Source organism: Gemmata sp. (genome assembly GCF_051859125.1).
GTDB lineage: Bacteria > Planctomycetota > Planctomycetia > Gemmatales > Gemmataceae > Gemmata.
This window is the reverse complement of sequence record NZ_JBHYGG010000223.1, coordinates 69,053-91,192: the sequence shown is the minus strand read 5'-3', so window position 1 is coordinate 91,192 and position 22,140 is coordinate 69,053. Positions and strand designations below refer to the sequence as shown.

At 70.6% G+C, this 22,140-nt stretch carries 19 protein-coding genes; 7 read left to right on the top strand and 12 right to left on the bottom strand.

Going from position 1 to position 22,140, the window contains the following annotated elements; translation table 11 throughout:
* Positions 1–53: 53 nt before the first annotated feature.
* Positions 54–2,399 (bottom strand): replication restart helicase PriA, encoded by a 2,346-nt coding sequence (gene priA / locus ACTIGN_RS18295; RefSeq protein WP_439626410.1) that lies wholly within the window; start codon positions 2,397–2,399, stop codon positions 54–56.
* Between the two features lie 197 nt (positions 2,400–2,596).
* Here priA and ACTIGN_RS18290 point away from each other — a divergent pair, with 197 nt between their 5' ends.
* Entirely contained in the window at positions 2,597–6,076 is a 3,480-nt protein-coding gene (locus ACTIGN_RS18290) for a WD40 repeat domain-containing serine/threonine protein kinase (RefSeq protein ID WP_439626408.1), read from the top strand.
* A 168-nt stretch (positions 6,077–6,244) separates the two neighbouring features.
* Here ACTIGN_RS18290 and ACTIGN_RS18285 read toward each other — a convergent pair whose 3' ends face one another.
* Both ACTIGN_RS18285 and ACTIGN_RS18280 read right to left on the bottom strand, forming a co-directional pair.
* On the bottom strand, positions 6,245–7,048 hold the full coding sequence (locus tag ACTIGN_RS18285) for a TolB family protein (RefSeq protein ID WP_439626406.1): 804 nt from the start codon (positions 7,046–7,048) through the stop codon (positions 6,245–6,247).
* 114 nt (positions 7,049–7,162) lie between these two features.
* Positions 7,163–8,494 carry a DUF1501 domain-containing protein gene (locus ACTIGN_RS18280; RefSeq protein ID WP_439626405.1) on the bottom strand — a complete coding sequence of 444 codons (1,332 nt, stop codon included), beginning with the start codon at positions 8,492–8,494 and terminating at the stop codon, positions 7,163–7,165.
* A gap of 195 nt (positions 8,495–8,689) precedes the next feature.
* Between ACTIGN_RS18280 and ACTIGN_RS18275 the strand changes: the two genes are divergently transcribed.
* The gene (locus ACTIGN_RS18275) at positions 8,690–9,781 is read left to right on the top strand and encodes a tetratricopeptide repeat protein (protein ID WP_439626403.1); all 1,092 of its coding nucleotides are present in this window, start codon (positions 8,690–8,692) and stop codon (positions 9,779–9,781) included.
* 18 nt (positions 9,782–9,799) lie between these two features.
* Here the strand turns inward: ACTIGN_RS18275 and ACTIGN_RS18270 are convergent, their stop codons facing one another.
* The 4 genes from ACTIGN_RS18270 to ACTIGN_RS18255 form a co-directional block, all read right to left on the bottom strand.
* The gene (locus ACTIGN_RS18270) at positions 9,800–10,579 is read right to left on the bottom strand and encodes a hypothetical protein (protein ID WP_439626401.1); all 780 of its coding nucleotides are present in this window, start codon (positions 10,577–10,579) and stop codon (positions 9,800–9,802) included.
* Between the two features lie 34 nt (positions 10,580–10,613).
* Positions 10,614–11,672, bottom strand: coding sequence for a WD40 repeat domain-containing protein (locus ACTIGN_RS18265; protein WP_439626399.1), 1,059 nt, complete (start codon positions 11,670–11,672; stop codon positions 10,614–10,616).
* A gap of 153 nt (positions 11,673–11,825) precedes the next feature.
* Positions 11,826–12,944, bottom strand: coding sequence for a CobW family GTP-binding protein (locus tag ACTIGN_RS18260; protein WP_439626397.1), 1,119 nt, complete (start codon positions 12,942–12,944; stop codon positions 11,826–11,828).
* Between the two features lie 163 nt (positions 12,945–13,107).
* Positions 13,108–13,299, bottom strand: a complete 192-nt coding sequence (locus ACTIGN_RS18255) for a hypothetical protein (RefSeq protein WP_439626395.1) — start codon at positions 13,297–13,299, stop codon at positions 13,108–13,110.
* A gap of 218 nt (positions 13,300–13,517) precedes the next feature.
* Between ACTIGN_RS18255 and ACTIGN_RS18250 the strand changes: the two genes are divergently transcribed.
* The 5 genes from ACTIGN_RS18250 to ACTIGN_RS18230 all read left to right on the top strand — a co-directional run bounded on the left by ACTIGN_RS18250 (position 13,518) and on the right by ACTIGN_RS18230 (position 19,017).
* Positions 13,518–14,651, top strand: coding sequence for a TlpA family protein disulfide reductase (locus ACTIGN_RS18250; protein ID WP_439626393.1), 1,134 nt, complete (start codon positions 13,518–13,520; stop codon positions 14,649–14,651).
* 77 nt (positions 14,652–14,728) lie between these two features.
* The gene (locus tag ACTIGN_RS18245; RefSeq protein ID WP_439626391.1) at positions 14,729–15,859 is read left to right on the top strand and encodes a TlpA family protein disulfide reductase; all 1,131 of its coding nucleotides are present in this window, start codon (positions 14,729–14,731) and stop codon (positions 15,857–15,859) included.
* Between the two features lie 155 nt (positions 15,860–16,014).
* Positions 16,015–17,493, top strand: a complete 1,479-nt coding sequence (gene pabB / locus ACTIGN_RS18240) for an aminodeoxychorismate synthase component I (protein ID WP_439626389.1) — start codon at positions 16,015–16,017, stop codon at positions 17,491–17,493.
* 43 nt (positions 17,494–17,536) lie between these two features.
* Complete coding sequence (locus ACTIGN_RS18235) at positions 17,537–18,085, top strand: DUF447 domain-containing protein (protein WP_439626387.1); 549 nt, start codon at positions 17,537–17,539, stop codon at positions 18,083–18,085.
* Positions 18,085–19,017 (top strand): beta-ribofuranosylaminobenzene 5'-phosphate synthase family protein, encoded by a 933-nt coding sequence (locus tag ACTIGN_RS18230; protein WP_439626385.1) that lies wholly within the window; start codon positions 18,085–18,087, stop codon positions 19,015–19,017. The genes ACTIGN_RS18235 and ACTIGN_RS18230 overlap by 1 nt, the downstream gene beginning before the upstream one ends.
* Positions 19,018–19,021: 4 nt before the next feature.
* Here the strand turns inward: ACTIGN_RS18230 and ACTIGN_RS18225 are convergent, their stop codons facing one another.
* From ACTIGN_RS18225 to ACTIGN_RS18205, 5 genes are all read right to left on the bottom strand, one after another.
* Positions 19,022–20,593 (bottom strand): GH3 family domain-containing protein, encoded by a 1,572-nt coding sequence (locus ACTIGN_RS18225; protein WP_439626383.1) that lies wholly within the window; start codon positions 20,591–20,593, stop codon positions 19,022–19,024.
* Between the two features lie 45 nt (positions 20,594–20,638).
* Positions 20,639–21,022, bottom strand: coding sequence for an endoribonuclease MazF (gene mazF / locus ACTIGN_RS18220; protein WP_439626381.1), 384 nt, complete (start codon positions 21,020–21,022; stop codon positions 20,639–20,641).
* Complete coding sequence (locus tag ACTIGN_RS18215; protein ID WP_439626379.1) at positions 21,019–21,255, bottom strand: AbrB/MazE/SpoVT family DNA-binding domain-containing protein; 237 nt, start codon at positions 21,253–21,255, stop codon at positions 21,019–21,021. The genes mazF and ACTIGN_RS18215 overlap by 4 nt, the downstream gene beginning before the upstream one ends.
* 59 nt (positions 21,256–21,314) lie before the next feature.
* Positions 21,315–21,587, bottom strand: a complete 273-nt coding sequence (locus ACTIGN_RS18210) for a type II toxin-antitoxin system HicB family antitoxin (protein WP_439626377.1) — start codon at positions 21,585–21,587, stop codon at positions 21,315–21,317.
* A 157-nt stretch (positions 21,588–21,744) separates the two neighbouring features.
* Positions 21,745–22,119: a hypothetical protein gene (locus ACTIGN_RS18205; RefSeq protein ID WP_439626376.1), complete on the bottom strand. Its 375-nt coding sequence runs from the start codon at positions 22,117–22,119 to the stop codon at positions 21,745–21,747.
* Positions 22,120–22,140 lie beyond the last annotated feature (21 nt).

Here is a 22,140-nt window from a genome sequence, read left to right as displayed (position 1 = left end):
CGTAAATGAGCGGGTCGGAGGCCGACCCGCTCATCATACGCCCCGCCGCCGGGTCACAACATGCTGAACGGGTCGATGTCGACCTGGAACTCGACCCCACTCGGGGGCTTGGCGATCGCGAGGACGTCGCGGAGCACGGTGTGCAGCACCCCGCTGTCGGCCGACTGCACCTGGAAGTGGAACCGGTAGTAGTTGTTCAGCCGGAACACCGGGCACTCGGCCGGGCCGAGGATGCGGACCTGCGCGACCGCGGCCCCGCCCGCCTGCGCCCGCTTCGTGGCCTCGGCGAACGCGGCCGCGAGGGTGTCGGCGAACGCGCCGGCCGCCTCCTCCTTCTCGCTCCGCACGATGAGCCGGGCCATGCGGTGGAACGGCGGGTACTGGTGCTCCTTGCGGTGCGCCAGTTCCTGCCCCGCGAACGTCACGAAGTCGTGGTTCGAGGCGAGCGTGATGCACGGGTGCTCGGGAGTGAACGTCTGCACCAGCACCTGCCCGCCCTTGTCCCCGCGGCCGGCCCGGCCCGCCACCTGCGCGAGGATCTGGAACGTCCGCTCGGCGCTCCGGAAGTCCGGCAGGTGCAGGCCGACGTCGGCGTTCACCACGCCGACGAGCGTGACGTTCGGGAAGTCGAGCCCCTTCGCGATCATCTGCGTGCCGACCAGGATGTGGATGAGCCCGTCGCGGAACGCGTCGAGCACCCGCTGGTGGCTCCCGGGCTTGGCCATCGTGTCCGAGTCCATCCGCTGGCACACGCTGCCCGGGAACTTCTCCTCGATTTCGGCGTGCAGCTTCTCGGTGCCGAGCCCCTGATACCGCATCCCCGGCTGCGAGCAGCTCGGGCAGTTCTGGAACGGGGCGGTCTCGTACCCGCAGAAGTGGCACACCAGCGCCGCCTTGGTGCGGTGGAACGTGAGCGCGAGGTCGCAGTTCTGGCACTGCGCGACGTGCCCGCACGCCTGGCAGTGGACGTGCGTGCTGAACCCGCGGCGGTTCAGGAGCAGGATGATCTGCCCCTTCGATTTCAGGGTGTCGCGCATCGCCTTTTCGAGCGTCGCGCCGATCGCGAAGTGCTTCCCGCTCGGCTTCGGCTCGTGCCGCAGGTCGATGACCTTCACGGCCGGCATCGGGCGGCTCTCGACGCGGTTCGGCATGCTCAGGAGGGTGTAGTTCCCGCGGGCCGCGTTCGACCAGCTCTCGAGGCTCGGCGTCGCCGACCCCATCAGCAGCGGGATGCCCTCCAGCCTTGCGCGCATCACCGCCACGTCGCGCGCGTGGTACCGCGGCGTGGACTCCTGTTTGAAGCTGTTCTCGTGCTCCTCGTCGATGACGATGAGGCCGAGCTTGCGGGTCGGCGCGAACACCGCGCTGCGCGCCCCGACGACGACCTGGACGTGCCCGGTCGCGACCCGCCGCCAGTACCCGCCCCGCTCGGCGTCGGTGAGGTGACTGTGCAGCACGGCGACGTTCCCGCACCGGCCCGAGAACCGCGAGATCGTCTGCGGGGTGAGCGAGATTTCGGGGACGAGGACGATCGCCTCCTTCCCCTGCTTCACGACCTCCTCGATGGCCCGCAGGTACACCTCGGTCTTGCCGCTACCGGTGACGCCGTGGAGCAGGAACGGCTTGTACCCGCCGTCGGAGTGCAGCGCCGCCCGCACCTGCTCCCAGACGCGCTTCTGGTCGGCGTTCAACTCAAGAGGGGCGAGCGGGGTCGGGGCCGCCAGCTCCTCGCCCTCGCCGGGGAGCCCACGCGCCCCGCCCGCTTCGGTCTCGATCCGCTCGCTGAACTTCCGCAGCAGCCCCTTCTTGACCAGCCCCGCGACGACCCCGGTGGTACACTTCGCGATGCGGGCGAGTTGCGTGATTTCGAGCGGCCGGCCCTCCTTCTTGAGCTTGTCGAGCGCGGCCTTTTGTTGCGGGGTGACCGACGGCAGCGGGTTCGGGAGGCTCTCCCGGGGGACCGGCTCAACGAACGCGGCGACGCGGGTGCCGGCGTTCTCCCGGACCCCCGCGGGCACGACCGCGTGCAGCACCTGCCCCCACCCGCACAGGTAGTAGTCGGCGATCCACCGGGTGAGCTTCATCAGGTGGTCGTCGATGATGGCGTCGCCGTCGAGGACGCGGAGCAGCGCCTTGGTCTCGAACGCGGCCGACGGCGGCTGGTCGGTGACGCGGACGCAGAACCCGATGGTCACCTTCCCGCCCCGGCCGAACGGCGCCTCGACCCGCTTGCCGACGCCGACCGTCTCGACGAGGTCGGTCGGGACGGCGTAGGTGTACTCGGTGTCGAGGGGCCGGTCGAAGACGACGTTGGCGAACAGGCCCGAGTGCGGGCCGGTCGCGGCGGGCGGCTCGGCCCTGCGGCGGGTGCCGGTGTTGAAGAGCGAAGGGGCCGTCATCGCCGTGGGTCCCATTGAGAGCGGCGCGATCGTGTTCATGCGGCCAGTTTAGCACCGGGCGCGCCGCGGCCACAATGACGGTAGCCCGCCCCGGAGTATCGGCAGAACCGGCCCCGAACGTGAGCCGTCGCAGCTTGGACAGGCGGGGCGGATCGGGTAAGATCGGGCCTCCGGTCGACCGCCCACGCCGAGACGCCATGTCAAAGGACGACCCGATCGCCGGACCGCCCGAGGGCACCGAAGCCGTGTCCGGGGCCGCCGTTTCGCGCGACGGGTCCGCCACGAGCCTCGGGCACGGCGGGGCGGCCGCACTGAGCGGGGCCGGGGTCGCCGCGACCGAGACGGTCACGCTGATCAAGACGCCGACGGACCCCGAGCCCCCCGCGGCGACCGTGACGCCGGACGTCGAGGCGCTGCTCGCCGAGATGGGCTTCAACGCCGAGCCCAACTCGGACAGCACCTGCGCCGCCCCGCCCCGCACCGGTCCCCCGCCCGAACCCGCCGGACGCAGTGGGTTCCCCACCGTCCCGGGGTACGAGGTCGTCGGGGAGCTGGGCCGCGGCGGGATGGGATTCGTCTACGAGGCCCGGCACGTGCGGCTGAACCGGACCGTCGCCATCAAGATGGTGCTCCGGTCCCGGGCGTCCAACCCGATCGCGACCGGCCGGTTCCTGATCGAGGCCGAGGCGATGGCCTCGGTCCGGCACCCGCACGTCGTCCAGGTGTTCGAGTTCGGCGAGTGCGACGGGAGCCCGTTCCTGGTGCTCGAGCACCTGTCCGGCGGGTCGCTGTCCGAGCGGCTGGCCGGCGGGCGGATCGCCCCGATGACCGCGGCGCGGCTCATCGCGCAGCTCGCCCGCGCCGCGGCCGCGGTCCACGCCGCGGGCGTCGTCCACCGCGACCTGAAGCCGGGGAACGTCCTGTTCGACGCGGACGGGCTCCCGAAGATCTCCGACTTCGGGCTCGCCAAGTGGGCCGCGTCCGACCTGACCGAGACGCAAGCGGTCATGGGCACCCCGGCGTACATGGCCCCCGAGCAGGCCGACGGGCGGACCAAGTTCGTCGGGCCGCCCGCGGACGTGTGGAGCCTGGGCGTCATCCTGTACGAGTGCCTCGTCGGGGTGCGGCCGTTCGCGGCCCCGGCCGCCAGCGAGGTGCTCGCGCGGATCCTGACCTCGGACCCGACGCCGGTGCGCCGCGTCGCCCGCGAGCTGGCCCCGGAACTCGAACTCATCTGCCAGAAGTGCCTCGAGAAGGAGCCCGCCCGCCGGTACGGCACCGCGGACGAACTGGCCGACGACCTGGAGCGGTTCCTGGTCGGCCGGCCGATCAGCGTGCGGCCCCTGGGCCGCGTCGCCCGTGCGGCCCGGTGGGTGCGGCGGAACCCGGTGGTCGCGGCGCTCGGCGCGTTCGCCGCCGCGACGCTCCTCGTCGTTCCCCCGGCCGCCCTGCTCTACCGGTCCCGCCTCGCGGCCGCGGAGGAGCTGACCGAGGCCCGCGCCCGGGCCGAGGCGGAAGCGCGCCGCGCCGAGGCCGAGGCCCGGACCGCCGCGACCGTCAAGGAGTACCACAACCTGCTCGGCCGGGTGCAGCACGCCGCGACCGACCCGCAGCCCGGGTGGACGTGGGACGGGCTCCGCGACCTGGCGCGGGCCGGCGGGTACGCGGAGCGGGCCGGCGGGAACGTCGTCGAACTGCGCTCGGCGGCGGCGATGTGCCTCGCCGGAGCGGACGTCCGCGAGGCCGCCGTCGCCGCCCGGGGGGTCCACGTCCGCGCCCTCGCGTTCCGGCCCGACGGCAAGGTGCTGGCCGTCGCCGAGGGGAAGGCGTGGCTCGGGTGCCGCGTGCTGCTGGTGGACCCCACAACGGGAAACACCCTGCGGACCCTCACGTTCAGCGGCCCCCCGGTCGCCGCGTCGGGCGGCGGGTTCGCCCAGGACGGCGCGCGGGCGGTCGCGTTCAGCCCCGACGGCCGATGGCTCGTCGTCGGGTGCCGCAGCGGGCAGGTGTGCCGCTGGGACCTGGCGCAGGAGAAGCCGGCCGCGGTGGTGTGGGCCGGCCACCGGAAGGAGGTCACCGGCGTGGCGTTCGATCCCGACGGTGCGTTCTTCTACACGACGGCGACCGACGGAACGGTGAAGCGGTGGGCGACGACCGGCACCGGGAAGGAACCGGCGGCCGCCGCACCGCCCGCCCCCACCGGCACACCGTCCGCCGGCGGGTTGATCGTCCTCCCGGGCGAGCCGCGCCGGGTGGTGTTCGAGCGGAACGGGCTCGAATCGGCCGCGCCCGAATCGCTCGCCCTGTTCGCGGACGAGCGGATCGCCGGGGCGGGCGGGTGGCGGGCCGCGACGCCGACGGGGAGCCTGTTCCTCACCGACGGCCCCACGGGCCTGGCGGTCTGGGACCGAGCGGTGCGGCAGTGCGGCCGCAACCTCGCGGACCCGGAACTGGGCGAGAGCGCGCAGCGCGGGTACGGGCGGGGCGGGGCCGTCACGCCGTGCGGCGCGCTGGCGGCGACGTACGCGGGGAGCACCGACGGCACGCTGCGGCTGTGGGACCTGCCCCGCGGGCGGCTCGCGCTGCGGGTGGTCCTCGGGGAGACGCTCGCCGCGGCGTTCAGCCCGGACGGGCACCGGCTGGCGGTCGCCGCCGACCGGAGGACCGTCATCTACGAGGTCCGCCGCGGCGCCGAGTCCCGCACGCTCACCCAGGCGTCGCCGGTCCGCGCGTTCGCCGTGCGGCCCGACGGCCGGGTGGTCACGATCGCCGCCGCACCACGCGCCAATGCCGACGGGTCGGTGGGAACCATCGCGCTCGAATGGCCCGCAGTCGGCACCGCCCCCCGCACGCTCTGGACCCGCACCTCACCGCCGGTGTCGCCGACGTTCGCCGCCGCTCCGTTCGCCGGGGGCGTGGCCCTCACCGACGGGAGCGGATGGGTCGACTTCGAGTGCGGCGGGGCGATCCAGACCCCGGGAATCCGCGTCGGGCTCCCGGGGGGCGACGAGTACGCCTTCCGGCCCGACCGCACGGGTCGGCGGATGTGGATGACCCGGCAGAACCGGCTCACGGTGTTCGACGCCCCCGCCCGCACGCCGCTCGCCGAGTGGCGGAACGACTTCGCGGACTTCACCTCGGGCTTGAGCGGCCTCGTGTGCGTCGACGCGGGCGAGCGGTACGCGGCCGTGGGCGGGCGCGACGGCACCGTTCGACTCGTGCGCTTCGAGCCGAGCGGCGCGACGGGGCGGATCGTGATCGACGGGACGTGGACGGGGCCCGCCGGGGCCGCGACCGCCGTCGCGCTGAGCGGCGACGAGTCGCTCGTCGCGGCCGGGAGCCACCTGGGGCGCGTCGTGGTGCGCCGGGTGCCCGACGGGGCAGTCGTCGCGGAGTTGAGCGCCCACACCGACCGGGTCACGTCGATCGCGTTCAGCGGCGACGGCCGGCTCCTCGCGACGGGGAGCCGGGACAAGCGGTTGCGGCTGTGGCGGCGCACCGGGGACGGGTTCGAACTGCTCGTGAACCTGGTTCCGGTCGGCTCGTCAGGCGTTCAGCAGGTCGCCTTCGCGCTGGGCGGCCGCCTGCTGGTCCTCCGCGAGGGCGAGTCCGGCGTCCATGCGTGGGACGTCGAGCGGCTCCGCTCGCGGCTGACGGAAATGGGCATCGGCTGGTGAGCCGCGCCGCCCGGGGTTGTTCACGCGAAATCTGAGAGGATACGCCGGAAGCGGTTGGCGAGCCGCCACGGAGGGCGGCCCCTCCCAGAAGGCTCGTGTTTGGTTTGTAGGGGCCGCCCTCCGTGGCGGCCCGCGTGAGGCGAAAGGTTCTGACCAAGCATCTCACCGTCACCTCACGGGCACGCTGTACAGGTCGAACTTGCCGGCCCGCTCGCCGACGAACGCGACCGACTTGCCGTCCGGGTGCCAGGTGGCGTAGTCGTCGCGCTCGGCGTGGTCGGTGAGCCGCACGAGGTTCGTGCCGTCGAGGTTGACCGCGTACACGTCGTAGTTGCCGTCGCGGTTCCAGGTGAACGCGAGACGGGTGCCGTCGGGGGACCAGCACGGCCGCATCTGCATGCCGTCCAGCTTCGCGACGCGCTTCACGTCGGACCCGTCGGCCGCCATCGTGTACAGGTCGAACTCGCCGTCGCGGCTGGAGCAGAACGCGACCCGGGAGCCGTCGGGCGAGTACGCGGGCCAGTTGTTGATGCCGCCGCTGGCGAGCGTCTTGCGGTCCTTGCCGTCGCGGCCGACCGACACGATCTCCTGGCCGTTCGCGGTCGGGAACGCGAAGCACACCCGGTCCCCCTTCGGGTGGATCGCGGGCCGGCGGATGCCGGCGAACCCGCCGCCGGGCTCGAAGGTCGCGTCCTTCCCCGTGGCCGCGTCGCGGATCACCAGCCGCATGTTCAGGTTCCCGCGGCTCTGCACGAAGGCGTAGGTGCCCGCGTCGGCGGTGAACGTCGCCTCGAACTCGTTGGTGGTCGCGTCCGGGTGGAGCTTGGCCGGCGTCTTCTCGCCGGGCTTGAGCCGCATGAGCCGCATGAGCACGGGCGATTCGAGGAGCGTGTAGACGAGGTCGCCGCCCTTGAGGAACAGCGGGTCCTGCTTGAGGGTGCCGTCGGTGGTGAGGCGCGTGGGGTCGGGCACGGGAGGCTCCTCGGCAAACTTGGCGAGCGGGGGGCGTCAGCCCCCAAGTGAACCGCGAACCAAAGAACTCGGGGGGCTGACGCCCCCCGCTCGCCAAAACGCATCATGCTCGCGTCAAAAGAGTTCGTGGATCGCCCGCATCCCGGGGAGGACGCGGAGTTCCGCACGGGCCTGGGTGTCCATGCCGGCGAGTTCGAGGATCGTCGCGCCGACCATCCCCGGGGTGAACGGTTCGGTGAGCGGGGCGCTGCCGGTCGCGTCGCTGTCCCCGACCGCGGTGCCCCCGCGGACCCCCGCCCCGGCCCACAGCGAGAAGTAGCACTGCGGCCAGTGGTCCCGGCTCGCCTGGGCGTTGATCTTCGGCGTGCGGCCGAACTCGCCCATCGCTACCACGAGCGTGCTGTCGAGCATCCCGCGGTCGCGGAGGTCGTCCAGCAGCGTGCTGTACACGCGGTCGAAGACCGGGCCGTGCCGGTCGGGGAGCAGGTCGAAGTTGAACACGTGCGTGTCCCACCCGAAGTCGCAGTTCGGGGTGATCGCCTCGACGTACTGGCTCCAGTTCACCTGGACGTACGGCACCCCGGCCTGCGCGAGCCGCCGGGCCAGCAGGCAGGACTGCCCGAACGACGTCTGCCCGTAGGCGTCGCGGACCGCCTGCTTCTCCTGCGTCAGGTCGAGCGCCTTGCGGGCGTCCGGGTTGGTGAGCAGGCCGTACGCCCGCTTCTGCGTCACGTCCCACTTCTCGAACGCGGCCTTGTCGGCGGCGCGGTTCAGGCGGTCGAGGTCTCCGAGGAGCGTGCGGCGGTCGTCGAGCGCCGCGGGCGAGAGCCCGTCGAGGAGCTTCAACGCCGGGATGTCGGTCTCGCCCTGCTCCGAGCACCCGACGAGGAACGGGTCGTAGTTCCGGCCCCACACGCCGCCCCCGTACCCCTTCATCGGGCCGACCACGTCCCGCGGGTTCCCGCGGCCGATGGCCATGAACGCCGGCAGGTCGCTCCCGCCGCGGTGCCGGGCCAGGATCGAGCCGTAGTTCGGCGCCTCCGCGTCCTTCCCCTCGAGCATCCCGGTCAGCCCGATCGACCCCGCCTTGAGGTGGTCGCCGTCGAAGTTCACCATCGAGCGCACGAGGGCGAACCGGTCCGACCGGGCCGCGGTCTTCGGGAACAGCTCGGTGAAGCGGACGCCGGAGGTGCGGGTCTGGATCGTGCCGAAGGGGCCGCGGATCTCGGCGGGGGCGTTCGGCTTCGGGTCGAACGTGTCGAGGTGGCTCGGCGCGCCCCAGAGCCACAGCACGATGACGCTCTTGGCCTTCGCGTGCGGCGGCGGCGCGGAGAGCGTGCGGGTGCCCAGCCCGAACGCGAGCGGGGCCGACGCGGCGGCCGTGAGGAACGCCCGGCGCGAGAGGCCGCCGTGCAGCGACGAGCGGAAGGAGCCGACCTCGAACATTTCGAGTCCCCGCGTGGGAGGGTGCGGCGCGAGAGGGGCGTGCCGGGGTGGGTGGGCGGTCGGACGAGGGTGATTATACACCACACCCGGCGGCGCCCCGCCACCCGAAAACGCGGGAGGCGCAAAATCCGCCGGGGGCCGCCCGGCGGGATAGAATTTCCGTTCTCCGATGAGTTCGCGTGCGAGGAGTGAGCGATGGACCCGGCGGCGAAACAGGCCTTCGACAACGGCATGAACCTGGCCCGGGCCGGCGACCCGGCGGCCGCGGCGGGGGCGTTCACCGAGGCCGTGAACCGCGAGCCGACGTGGCTCATGGCCAGGCTCAACCGCGGGTCGGCGCACTTCCTGGCGAAGAACTTCCCGGCCGCCATCACCGACTTCGACTCGGTCATCGCCCTCGACCAGACCAACGTCGACGTGTACCTGAACCGCTCGGTCGCCCGGCGGGCCCTCGGCGACCACGCGGGGGCCGACGCCGACCTCGCGAAGGCGCTCGAGATGGCCCCGGACAACCTCGCGGTGCTCAACAGCCGCGGGGCCGAGCGGCTCCGCACCGGGGACGCGGCCGGGGCCGCCGCCGACTTCTCCCGCGTGCTGGACGGGAACCCCGGCCACGTCCCCACCCGCGTCGCCCGGGCCACCGCCCGGCTGCACCTGCTCGACTTCGACGGCGCGCTGGCCGACTGCGCCGACGCCCTACGGGCCGAGCCCCGGAACCGCGACGCACTCATCAACCGCGTCACCGCCCGGATGATGCAGCAGCAGTTCCCCGAGGCGCTCGCGGACGTGACGGCGCTCCTCGAGGCCGAGCCGACCTCGCCCGAGATCCTGTACCTCCGCGGCATCGTCCGCATCGGACTGGAGCAGTACGCCGAGGCGCTCGCGGACCTGAACGAGGTGGTGAAGAAGGCCCCGCAACTCGCCGCGGGGTGGGCGGCCCGGGGGAACGCGAAGTACCACCTGGGCGACGCGACCGCGGCCGCCGACTACCGCGAGGCGTTCAAGATCGACCCGCCGTCCGCGACGCGGGTGCTCCTGCGGCTGGTCCGCGACCAGCAGCGGCACAAGCTGACCCAGGTGCTGGCCGAGTGCCAGGCGTTCCGGGCGAAGGACCGGAGCGACGGGATCTCGCTGGCGCGCCGCGGGCTGACGCGACTCTTCCAGGGCCGGGCGGCCGACGCGAACCTCGACTTCGCCGCGTTCCGCAAGCTCCTGCCGGGCGACGCGGGCATCCTCGACGCGCTCGTCGCCGCCGCGACCCGGGCCGTCGCCGAGAAGAAGCGGTGACGGACCACGTTCACGCCGTCACCGCAACCACTCGATCGGGATCGGGAGGTTGCGCAGTTCAGACCGTGCGAGGACTCGCCGTGAAACCGCGTAGACCGGCTCGCCGTAGAACGCGGCGGCAAGGGCGCGGTCGTGCTGCCAGCCCGAGGCGTGCCGCTTCCGCACCACGTCGTACCCGCCCGCATTCTGGGCGTCGGCCATCGGCACGACCGTGACCAACTCCCACTGCCCGTTGAGCAGCACGCACCGCTGCGCCTTGTTGAGCACCACCTGCCGGGGCGGAGTGGGCGCCTTGTGCTGGTACGGGACGTACCGGCTGCGGCGGAGCAGCCCCGACTTCGGGCAGACGTACCACTGGTGGCGGATGGAACTCGTGCGGAGCGACGGCCCGTCGCGATACCAACTGCGCCGCCCGTCCGCACGGCAGGGCTCGCCGTTGACGAGGACTGTGTCCCTGACGACGTAGTCGAAGAGGTGGGTGAGGACGTGCTTCTGGACGACGTTGCTGCGGTCAACGTGCTGGCAGATTTCGGAGTAGACCTTGTTCCACGGGCGGCCGACGTTCGCGTCGAGGAACCGACGGAGCGGGGCGAGGTTCTCGTTGAAGAACTTGCGTATGTGCCCGTACCGCTTCGTTAGCCGCTCCCGGTTGGGCGGGTCGCCGGCGGCCAGCGCCCGCTCGGTCTCCTTGCGGTAACCCTTCGCCGGCCGACTGTCGCCGGAGCGGCGCTTGAGCCGCGGCCGCTCGACCAGCACCTTCCCCATGTCCGCCCGCATGACGCCTCCGATGTGAGTCATGCGACAGACACGCGGCCACGCGGCGGGTTCGCGCTCACCCCGCACGGAGCACGGCGACCGCACCGGTGCCGCTGCCGGCGGCCAGCGACTTGTCGTCCGGGCTCCACGCCAACACCGACGCCTCGCCCTCGGCGAACTTGAAGCCGCCGACCTGCGGGCCGCGGGCGTTCGTCGGCTGCCACAGCACCACCTGCCCGTCGGTCGAGGCCGACGCCAGCAGGAACCCGCGGGCCTGGTACGCGAGCGCCGTGAGGCTCGACTCGGCGTCGTGGGCGTCGAGCATCTGCGGCTTCGACCCCTCCGGCCCCTTCGAACTCGCCCTCGTGTCCCAGATGCACACCACCGGCCCGCCGCCGGTCGCGAGGTACCGCGACGTGTGGTCCCAGGCCAGCTCGCGGACCTTCGTGCGGTAGCCCCACATCTGGAGGTCGTGCGACTCGTCGTAGTACCAGAAGTGGACCGTCGAGTCCTGGTTCCCGTGCGCGAAGATGCGGCCGTCCGGGCTCCACGCGAGCGCGAGCGGCGACCCCTTCCACGCGAGCAGCTTCACCGGCTCGGTGCCGGCGAGCGGGTCGTAGGTCGAGGCGGCCCCGTAGGCGAGCAGCGTGAGGTGGTTCGTGCCCGGCCGCCACGCGAGGTCCATCACCGTGCCGGCCTGCGGCGGGAGCTCGCGGACCAACTCGCCGCCCGCGGTCCACACGCGGACCTTCTTCGCCGCCGCGGTCGCGAGCCACTGCCCCGACGGGTGCCACACCGCCTTCTCGGACCACGAGCCGCCGGCCTCGAGCGTCTTCGCCTCCTGGCCACTCAAAGTGTCCCACAAGCGGACACTGTTGTCCTGGCCGACCGACGCGAGCAGCGTGCCGCCCGGCTGCCACGCGACCGCGGCCGTGCCGAACCCGTGGCCCTTCAACTGGTGGACCGGCTTGCCGGTGTTCGCGTCGAAGACCGTGACCGGCCCGCTCACCGCGGCGGCGGCCAGGAGCTTGCCGTCCGGCGACCACGACAGCGAGTTGGTGTGGTCGGGGACCGCCGCCTGCCACGCGGGGCGGAGCTTGTTCTCGGACTTACCGAACAGGTTCAGGCGGGGCATGGCAGGGTGGAGGTTGGTTGTGGGATGTTGGTGGTGAGTGGTTCGTGGTTGGTCGTGGGCGAACCCTGAGCGCCAGCGAGGGGGGTAAGCGTCACCCCCTCGCTGGCGCTCAGGGTTCGCCCTGCCGCTCGGCAGCCAACCTTCAACGGGCCGCTAAGCGAGGCACTTCTTGAACCCCGCGGTCAGCTCGTCGCGGTCGAGGTTCCGACCGATGAAGATCAGCTTGTTCGACCGCGGGGTCTTGCCCCAGGGCTTGTCGACGCGGCCGTCGAACAGCATGTGAACGCCCTGGAACACGAACCGGTTCGGGTCGCCCTTGATCGACAGTACGCCCTTCATGCGGAAGATGTCGCCGCCCTTGGACTGGAGCAACTCGCTCATCCACTTGTTCAGCCGCTTCGCGTCCAGGTCTCCTTCGATCGTCAGGCCGACGCTCGACACCGACTCGTCGTGGACGTGGTCGGGCTCGGGGTGCGCGTGCGCGTCGTGAACTTCGAGCGAGTGCGTCTTGTGGTCGTGGTCGTGCTCGCAGTGGTCGTGCTCGTGGTCGCAGTGCGAGTGGTCCTTTCCGTCGTGGTCGTGCTTGTGGTCGTGGTCGTGCTTGTGATCGTGGCCGCCGGTCTTCAGGAAGTCGGGCTCGTGGACGAGGATGCGGTCCAGGTCGAACCCCTTCACGTTCAGCACGTGGTCGAGGTTCACCTGCGCGTTGGTGGTGCGGTGGACGCGGGCGACGGCGTTCATCTTCTTGATGCGGCGCTCCAGCGAATCGAGTTCGCCCGGGGTCACGAGGTCGCACTTGTTGAGCAGGACGACGTCGGCGAACGCGATCTGCTCCTTGACCTCGTGCGAGTCCCAGTGGAGCATGACGTGCTTGGCGTCGACGAGGGTGACGATGCCGTCGATCATCGTCTTCTTCTGGACCTCGTCGTCCATGAAGAACGTCTGGGCGACCGGGCCGGGGTCGGCCATGCCGGTGGTTTCGATGAGGATGTAGTCGAACTTCTCGCGCCGCTTCATCAGGTTCCCGAGGATGCGGATCAGGTCGCCGCGGACGGTGCAGCAGATGCACCCGTTGTTCATCTCGAAGATCTCTTCCTCGGCGTTGATGACGAGGTCCTGGTCCACGCCGATCTCGCCGAACTCGTTCTCGATGACGGCGATCTTCTTGCCGTGGTTGGCGGTGAGGATGTGGTTCAGGAGGGTCGTCTTCCCCGCGCCGAGGAAGCCGGTGAGGACGGTGACCGGGACGCGGTCGGGTGCGGTGGCGGGCATTCGAGTTCCTCCGGGGGTGGCGCGGCTGCGCGGTGTGGGGATTGTACCCCGAGCCGCCCGGGGGGTCAGGTGAGTTGCGCGTGAAGGCGCGGAGGAAACGCACGCGGCCCACCCTTTCGGGTGGGCCGCGTGCGGGTCGGACCGGTGGTCGCCGGACCGGTGGTCACTTGCCCTTGAGCTTCTTGGCGGTGGTCTTGACCGCCTTCTTCGCGGCCTTCGCGGCGTCGCCCGCCTTGTCGGACACGGCGTCGGCAACGGCCACGGCCCCGGACTTGATCTTCCGGCCCGCCTTCTTCACGACCTTACCGACGGACGCCCCCGCCTTCTCGACCTTCTTCTTGATGGTGTCTGCCACGACCGGTCTCCGTGAGGGTGTCGGGGTGTTTGTTGTTGCACCGAGATTATCGGCTCGGCCCCGGTTACGGGGAGTGTAACCCGCAACCGGCGTGCCGGACCGGCCGAATCCCGCCGGCCCCGCGGACGCGGGTTCGAATACCCGCTTCCCCCCGCCCGTCTACCGACGTACCCTGGTGAGATCGGCCCGCACCCACTACCCACCCAGGACGTCACCCCATGCGACTGCTCTGCGCCGCCGCGGTGTCCCTCGGCCTCGGCCTGCTCCTCGTCTACGCCGGCGACGGCAAGTCCGAGGGGGCCGAGAAGCTGACCGCGCTCAAGAAGAAGTTCGACACCGAACTGGCCGAACTCAAGGACCGGTTCAAGAAGGCGAGCGACCCCGCCGACAAGCGGGGCGTCCAGGTCGAGATGCGGGAACTCGTCGCGCTGACCGCCGACAAGGCGCTCGCGATCGCCAAGGACGACCCCAAGGGCGACACCGGGTTCGCCGCGGCCGAGTTCGTCGTCACCGCCGCGGGCGAGGCCAGGGCCGACGGGATCGCCGAGGTCGACGCGGCCCTCGCGCTGCTCGCCGAGCACCACGCCGCCAACCCGAAGGTCAAGGACCTGCTCACCCCCGCCATGCGGCTCGGGGCCGGCGGCGACAAGCTCCTCGTCGCCGTGAGCGAGAAGGCCACGGACAAGGAGGCGAAGGGGACCGCCCTGTTCATCCGCGGGTTCAAGGCCGCCCGCAACGCCGAAGAGGAAGAGGACGACAAGGAACTCACCGCCGGCATCGCGAAGGCGATCGACCTGTTCGAGAGGGCCGTCAAGGAGGCGCCGGACACCAAGGTCGGCCGCAGCGGGAGCACGATCGCCGAACTCGCCAAGAAGCAGACCCAGATGCTCAAGGAGATCGTGTTCATCGAGATCGGCAAGCCGGCCCCGGAGGTCGAGTCGCTCACCCTCGACGGCAAGAAGGTGAAGCTCTCCGACTACAAGGGCAAGGTCGTGCTTCTCGACATCTGGGCGACGTGGTGCGGGCCGTGCCGGGCCATGATCCCGCACGAGCGCGAGCTGGTGAAGGGCAACACGGGCAAGCCGTTCGTGCTGGTGAGCGTCAGCGCCGACGACAAGAAGGAAACCCTCGAGAAGTTCCTCGAGAAGGAGCCGATGCCCTGGGTCCACTGGTGGGACGAGGGCGGCGAGAGCCCGGTGCTCAAGAAGTACCGGGTCCGCGCGTTCCCGAGCCTGTTCCTGATCGACCACTCCGGCATCGTCCGCGAGAAGTGGGTCAGCAACCCCGGTGACGACAAGATCGACAAGGCCGTCGAGGACCTCGTGAAAGAGGCCGTCAAGGCCAAGGGCTGAGTGCCCCACGCCCGCCCGGCCGGCCCGTGCCGGACGGGCGCGTTCGTTTTTCCGCCCCGCACCCCCTGAGGATCACAATGCGTTTGCTGCTCACGCTCGCCCTAACGCTCGGCCTCTGCGGCCTTGCCGGCGCGCTCGACGACAAGAAGCCCGAAGACAAGAAGCCCGAAGAGAAGAAGGACGAGCCGAAAACCCCGGCCGAGAAGTTCGCCGCCCTCCGCAAGGAGTTCGAGACGCTGGAGAAGGACTTCCGCGCCGCAAAGACGAACGACGAGCGGGCCGACCTCCGCGCCAAGTTCGTCGCCCTGCGGCCGAAGCTGCTCGACGCCGCCGTGGCCCTCGCGACCGACGACGCGAAGAACCCGGCGCTGCCCGACGCGGCCGAGATGGCGTTCGGGTTCGGTCTCTCCGGGGCCGGGGCCGACAAGGTCGCCGCCGCGCTCGCCGAGCACCACGGCGACAGCCCGAAGCTCAAGGCGCTGCTCCCGAGCCTCGGCGGGAGCGAGGCCGGCCGCAACCTGCTCAAGGTGCTGCCCGAGAAGTCCAAGAACAAGGACGTGCAGGGGGCCGCGCTGTACTACCTCGGGGCCGGGATCCTGGAGGAGGGCGACTCGGCCAAGCCGGGCGACAAGCAGGTCGCGGCGTTCAAGGAGGCCGAGGGATTGCTCCGGCGGGCCGCGAAGGAGTTCGGCGACGTCGAGATCGGCGGCCGCCGCGGCGACCGAGAGCCGCTGGCCAAGGCCGTCGAGGCCCAACTGTTCTTCCTCAACAACCTGACCGTCGGCAAGGTGCTGCCGGACTCGGCCTGTGAGGACCTCGACGGCAAGAAGGTGAAGATCAGCGACTACCGCGGCAAGGTCGTCGTCCTCGACATCTGGGCGACGTGGTGCGGGCCGTGCCGGGCCATGATCCCGCACGAGCGCGAACTCGTGAAGAACCTGAAGGACAAGCCGTTCGCGTTCATCAGCCTGAGCGCCGACGACGAGAAGGACACGCTGGTGAAGTTCATCGAGAAGGAGCCGATGCCCTGGGTCCACTGGTGGAACGGCGGCGCGAAGGGCGGCCCGGTCGCCGACTACAAGGTGCAGTTCTTCCCGACCGTGTACGTCCTCGACGAGAAGGGCGTGATCCGGTTCAAGCACGTCCGCGAGAAGGCGATGGACGAGGCCATCGACGTGCTGCTCAAGGAGATCAAGCCGAAGGGCTGATCCCGTTCAGGGGCGAGCGGGGGACGTTAGTCCCCCGGTTCTGAAGTCTGCGCGTTCTACCGGGGGACTAACGTCCCCCGCTCGCCAAATACGATGCCGTCGAGCCGCCGGGTTTATCCCGGCGGTCTTTCGTTTCACCCCCCTATACTTTCATCATGGATTCGGGCGAGCCACTCCAGTTCGACGCGGTGCCGGTGCCGACGCCGCCCGGCGGCCCGCTGGCGGTCGAGCTGATCCCGGCCCCGGACCCCTGGGCCGTCGCCCGCCGCCTCGCGCACCTCCCGCACCTGCTGTTCCTCGACTCGTCCGAGACGCACCCCGACCGCGGCCGCTACTCGTATGTGAGTGCTGATCCGGTGGACTGGATCAATTCGCCCGACGGCCGATTGATCGACGGGGTGCGGTACGGGTTCGGGCACCCTTGGATGGGGTTCGAGCGCATCCTTCATGAGACGGAGCAACCGACAAACCCGGATGTTCCGCCATTCCAGGGCGGCCTCGCGGGCTTATTCGGGTATGACTTGAACCGTGTGCTTGAACGCATCGCTCTGCCTCGAGCGGACGAGTTTCGTGCGCCGAGTTACTCGGCGGGGATCTACGACTGGGTTGTCAGCTTCGATCACGTCAGCGGACGGGTCTGGGTCGTTTCGACGGGCTTACCCGCGAAGAACCGCGAAGCGCGCCGACAACGGCGAGACACACGCCTTCGGAGCGCACTCGAGTTGCTTCGCACTCGGAGGACTGATGCCCCCCGCTCGCCGGGTGGTCCGCCACTCGACCTCGCGTCGCAGTTCCCCCTGCCCGGGTTCCCCGGTGTCACGAGTAACTTCGACCGGGCCGGGTACGAGGCGGCGGTGCGGCGCGTTGTGGAGTACATCCACGCGGGCGATGCGTTCCAGGTGAACCTGTCGCAGCGGTTGCTCGCGCCGCTCACCGAGCACCCGCTCGAACTGTACAGTCGGCTGCGAACGCTCAACCCGGCCCCGTTCTCGGCGTACTTCGACCTCGGCGACTTCCAGATTCTCAGCGCGTCGCCGGAACGGTTCCTGCGGGTCCACCCCGGCGGCGAGGTCGAGACGCGGCCGATCAAGGGCACCCGCCCCCGCGGCCGCACGCCGGAAGAGGACGCCGCACTGGTCCGCGACCTCGTCACGAACCCGAAGGACCGGGCCGAGAACGTGATGATCGTGGACCTGCTCCGCAACGACATCGGCAAGGCGTGCGAGTACGGCTCGGTGCGCGTCCCGCGGGTGTGCGAGGTGGAGTCGTTCCGGTACGTTCACCACCTCGTCTCGGAGGTCCGCGGCAAGTTGAAGCCCGGCGTCGGGCCGCTCGATTTGCTCGCGGGCGCGTTCCCGGGCGGCTCGGTGACGGGCGCGCCGAAGGTGCGTGCGATGGAGATCATTGCCGAGCTGGAGCCGACCGCCCGCGGGCCGTACTGCGGGTGCTTGGGGTGGATCGGGTTCGACGGGGCGATGGACACGAATATCCTGATCCGCACGTTCACCGCCGGCCGCGGGTGGGTGCAGTTTCCCGTGGGCGGCGGCATCGTCGCCGACAGCGACCCGGCCCGCGAGTACGAGGAGACGCTGCACAAGGCCGCGGGCCTGCTCAGGAGTTTAGACAAGAACTAGTTCTACTTTGGAAGGTAACACGACGTTGATTCTCGAAGGGCTCGTGACGACCGTGGACGCCGACGGGTCGCCGCACCTCGCGCCGATGGGGCCGCGGGTGGCGGCCGACTTCCGGAGCTTCACCCTGCGCCCGTTCCCGACCTCGAACACCTATCGCAACCTGTGCCGGCACCCCGAGGGGGTGCTACACGTCACCGACGACGCGGTGCTGCTCGCGCGGGCCGCGATCGGGGCCGTCGAGGTGTTCCCGCAGGTGACGCCGGCCGCGCGCGTCCGCGGGTTCGTGCTCGCCGACTCGTGCCGGCACTACGAGTTCACCGTGGAGTCGATCGACGCGAGCCGGGAGCGGGTGACGATCGAGGCCGCGGTGGTTCACACCGGCCGCACGCGCGACTTCTTCGGGTTCAACCGGGCCAAGCACGCGGTCGTCGAGGCGGCGATCCTCGCCACGCGATTGCACCTCATCCCGCACAGTGAGGTCGCGGCCGAGTTCGCGAAGCTGCGGGTGATTGTCGGGAAGACCGGCGGACCGGCCGAACACGAAGCGATGGACCTGCTCGAAGCCAGGCTCCGAGCCGCGGGGGGCAGTTGATGGTTCGCGTGGTCGCACCGAGCCGGTTGCACTTCGGGCTGTTCCACGTTCCCGCCGCGGGCGACCACCGCGCCGGCGAGCGGGCGTTCGGCGGCGTCGGGCTGATGATCGACACGCCCAGCACCGCCGTCGCCGCGGAGCCGGCCGGGTCGTGGCGGTTCGAGGGGATGCTCGCGAGCCGCGCCCAGGGGTTCGCGATGCGGTTCATGCAGGCGATCCCCGAGGAGCAGCGGCGGCCGTTCCAGGTCCTCGTCGAGCGGTGCCCGCCGGAGCACACCGGCCTCGGCGTCGGCACGCAACTCGGGCTCGCCGTCGGGAAGGCGCTGTCGGTCGCGCTGGGCGAAACCGACGTGACCTCGCAGGTCATCGCGGCGCGCGTCGGCCGCGGCGAGCGCTCGGCGATCGGCGTCCACGGGTTCGACCACGGGGGGTTGCTGGTCGACGCGGGGAAGCTGCCGGGCGAGGACGTGTCGCCGCTACTGGCGCACGTCGCGCTGCCCAAGGAGTGGCGGGTGGTGGTGTTCGCGTCGCCGGTGCCGGGGAGCTGGCACGGGCACGTCGAGCGTGCGGCGTTCGCGGCGGCCCGCGGCGGCGACCCGAACGCGCTCCGCCGGCTCGTGGAAACCGCCGTCATCCCCGCGGTGCGGGCCGGCGACTTCCCCGCGTTCGGCGACGCGGTCCACGAGTTCAACCGCCGGGCGGGCGAGCCGTTCGCCGCGGCCCAGGGCGGGCCGTACGCCTCGCCGGCCGTCGCGGAGTTGATCGCCGACCTGCGCGACGCCCGTGTCCACGGCGTCGGTCAGAGTTCGTGGGGGCCGACCGTGTTCGCGATCGTGCCCGACACCGACACCGCACTGTCACTCGTCCTGCGCTTCGGCCGCCGCGTCCCCGCGATGGTCGCGAGGATCAGCTCGGGACACGCGCTCGTGTAGCCCCCTACGCGTACCCGTGGTCGGTGAGCCACGCAGTCAGGCTCTGCGTGATCTTGCCGCTGTTGTCCATCCGCGGCACCTTGGCCTGGATGTCGAGCGACGGCCGCGTGGCCCGCATCCACTCGTCGAACCCGCCCCGCCTCACCGCCCGCACCTCGGGCACCAGCATCGCCAGGTCGCCGACGCGGTGCGGGGCGTAGTCCTCGTTGATCCGCGACAGCTCCTCGTCGATCCGCTGTGCGAACACGTTGAGATCGGGAACGCGGTCGGCGAACTCGATCAGGTAGCGGTGGAACCCGGGCTTCGACGGGTCGGTCGGGAACACCGGGCCGACGTGGAAGTCGAGCGGGAACACGCCGGTCTCGCGGCACGCGAACGTGACGGCCCTCTCGACCTCCTCGCTGATGAGGTGCTCGCCGAACGCCGACAGGAAGTACTTCGTGCGGCCGGTGAACCGGATGAGCGGCGGCGAGCGGCGCTCGAACGCGACCGTGTCGCCGATCAGGTACGACCACAGCCCGGCGCACGACGTTACGACCACCGCGTACTCGACGCCGACCTCGACGTTCGCGAGCGTGTGCCGGGCCGGGCGGTCCGTACCGAGGTCCCCGACCGGCACGAACTCGAAGAACACGTCGTGGTCCGGCACCACGCGCATGTGGCCGTACCGCGGGTCCTCGGTGGCGACGAACCCCTCAGACGCCGGGTACACCTCGCAGAACTTCACGAGGTCGCTTCCCATCTCCGCCTTGAACATGTCGCGGTACGGGTCGAACTTCGTGCCGCCGTGGACGACCAATCGCAGGTGGGGCCACACCTCGCTGAGCGTCTTCTTGCCGGAGACCTGCTTGACGCGGTCGAAGAGCCGCTGCATCCACGCCGGGATGCCGCTGATCGCGGTGATCGACTCGCGGACGCTCAACTCCGCGAACCGGTCCATCTTCTCCTTCCAGTCCGAGATCTTCGTGTCCTCGAACGGCGGGAAGACGTAGGGCCGCAGCACGTCGAGCAGCTCGCGGGCGGAGATGCCGCTGAGGTCGCCGGCGAGGCTGCCGTCGGGCTGCGGGCGGAGTTCGGTGCTGCCGCCGAGGAAGAAGAACTTGCCGTTGAACAGCTTCGCTTCGGGGTGCGCGTGCCGGAACAGCGCGATCGTGGTGAACGCCGACTTCTTGTTCGACGCGACCATCTCCCACGTCACCGGGATGTACTTGGTCGCGCCGCTCGTGGTGCCGCTCGAGAGCGCGTAGTACGGCACCTTGCCGGGCCAGGTGACGTTGTCGAGCCGCGGGTACGCGTCCTTCCAGTACGAGTTCCAGAAGAACTCGTACTCGCGGACCGGAACGCGGGCCTGGTAGTCGGCGACGGAGGAGATGCGCGCGAAGTCGTGGTCGCGGCCGAACCTGGTGTTCCGCGCCCGTCGCACGAGCGACAGGAGCGTCGCGTGCTGGACGCGGCCGGCGTCCATGTTGTCGAGCGCGACGGTGCGGTGGTGAGCGTACCGCACGAGGACCGCGTCCGCCACCTTGCGGACCAGCGGACTCCCCACCAGCGGGGCCAGGAACGCAGTGCTAGCCATCCCAATCCTTGTTCAGCGAGTGCAACGCCAGGACCACCAGAATTGCTACGCACCGCCGCGATCAGGAGCAACGTCCGACCCGCCCGTTCCGAGCAGCATTCCCAGCCGCCGAACCACCTCCGCAACCACGGCATCCGGTGCCTCGCCCGCGAATTCCGCCCGCCGCGACCGCCAGTCGAGACACTTGACGTGATCGGCGAGGACCACCCCCGACACCGGCAGCCCCGCCGGCAGCGGAACCTCGAACGGATACCCCTTAGCGTGCGATGTCACGGGACAAAACAGTGCCAGTCCGACTGCGCCGTTGTACGCGGCAGGCGACAGCACCAGCGCCGGCCGCCGCCCGGCTTGCTCGTGGCCGGACTGCGGGTCGAGGCTGATCCAGACCAGGTGGCCGCGGTCGGGGCAGGTGGGCGCGGCATCGCTCACAGAAGTTCCGCCCCGGAGGGCGACCCGGCAGCCCACTCGCCGTGGAGGTTCTCGGGAGTGATGCCGGAGAGCAGCTCCGTCAACGTCGCCGGACCGGCCGGCCGCACAACCAACCTGCCCACGCTGACCTCCAACTCGGCCGCCTCGCCACCACGCAGCCCGGCACGGGTGGCGATCGACTCAGGAATCACAATCGCCACGCCGCCAGGATGCGTCTCGACGCTCGCTCGCATGGGATCTCCTGTCTGGGTCGTGCAACTCTGTCTACGTTTCTACGCCCAGCCGCTCCGCTTCACGGCACCACACCGGCCGGCTCCTCGACAACGGCAGAGCTGGCCGAGAGGTGCAAATTGATCGGCTCTTCCAGGTCCATCTCAGGGTCGGCGGCCGACGGGTCCGGACGCGGCAGCGGCTCGCCCAGACCGAGCAGCGTCTCGGCCGCGTCGATTAGCGCCGACCCGAGCATCCGGCGGGCGTCGTCCAGGTCGGCCCCGCAACTGATGGCCCCCGGGAAGTCCAGCACCTGCGCGTGGACCCCGCCCGTGACGTACTTGTACGGCGCCACGGCTTGCCCCCGAAGGGTACAAAGGCTGAAATGTCACACAGACCAACTGGCCAACCCAGCCGCTAGGAACAGTCAACTCAGCAGGTGCCAAGTGAATTACAAGGCCGCAGGAAATAATAGCGCAGGCACGGTCTGCTCCGGGGGTGCGGCGTTTAAGCTATTCGCCCCTGAGGGTATGACAGCCGATGTACTCGAGCCGCGGCGGCCCGGCCACACTCACCGGGCTGGGGAACTCGCCCTCGTCCGCAACAACAACCGCGTTGAACTCAAACTCGATCTTTGTCGCGGCGACGAGCACCGCTTGGCGGGTAGTGGCCGGGGCTCGGATGGCATCGAGGATGGCCCCCAGATCGCCACCTACGTGAAACTCGGTGAACACCCAGTCGTGGTCGTAGAAGGATTTGCCCTGATCGGCCGCGAATAGGTTGATCGGCCGGTCTTCGAGGTACGGTACCACCTCCTCAAAATAATCATCTACCTCGGCCCGGTCGGCGAACGACGCAAGCCACAGATGGCACCGCTCCATCTCCACTGCGACCCTCCGCGTTCGCTG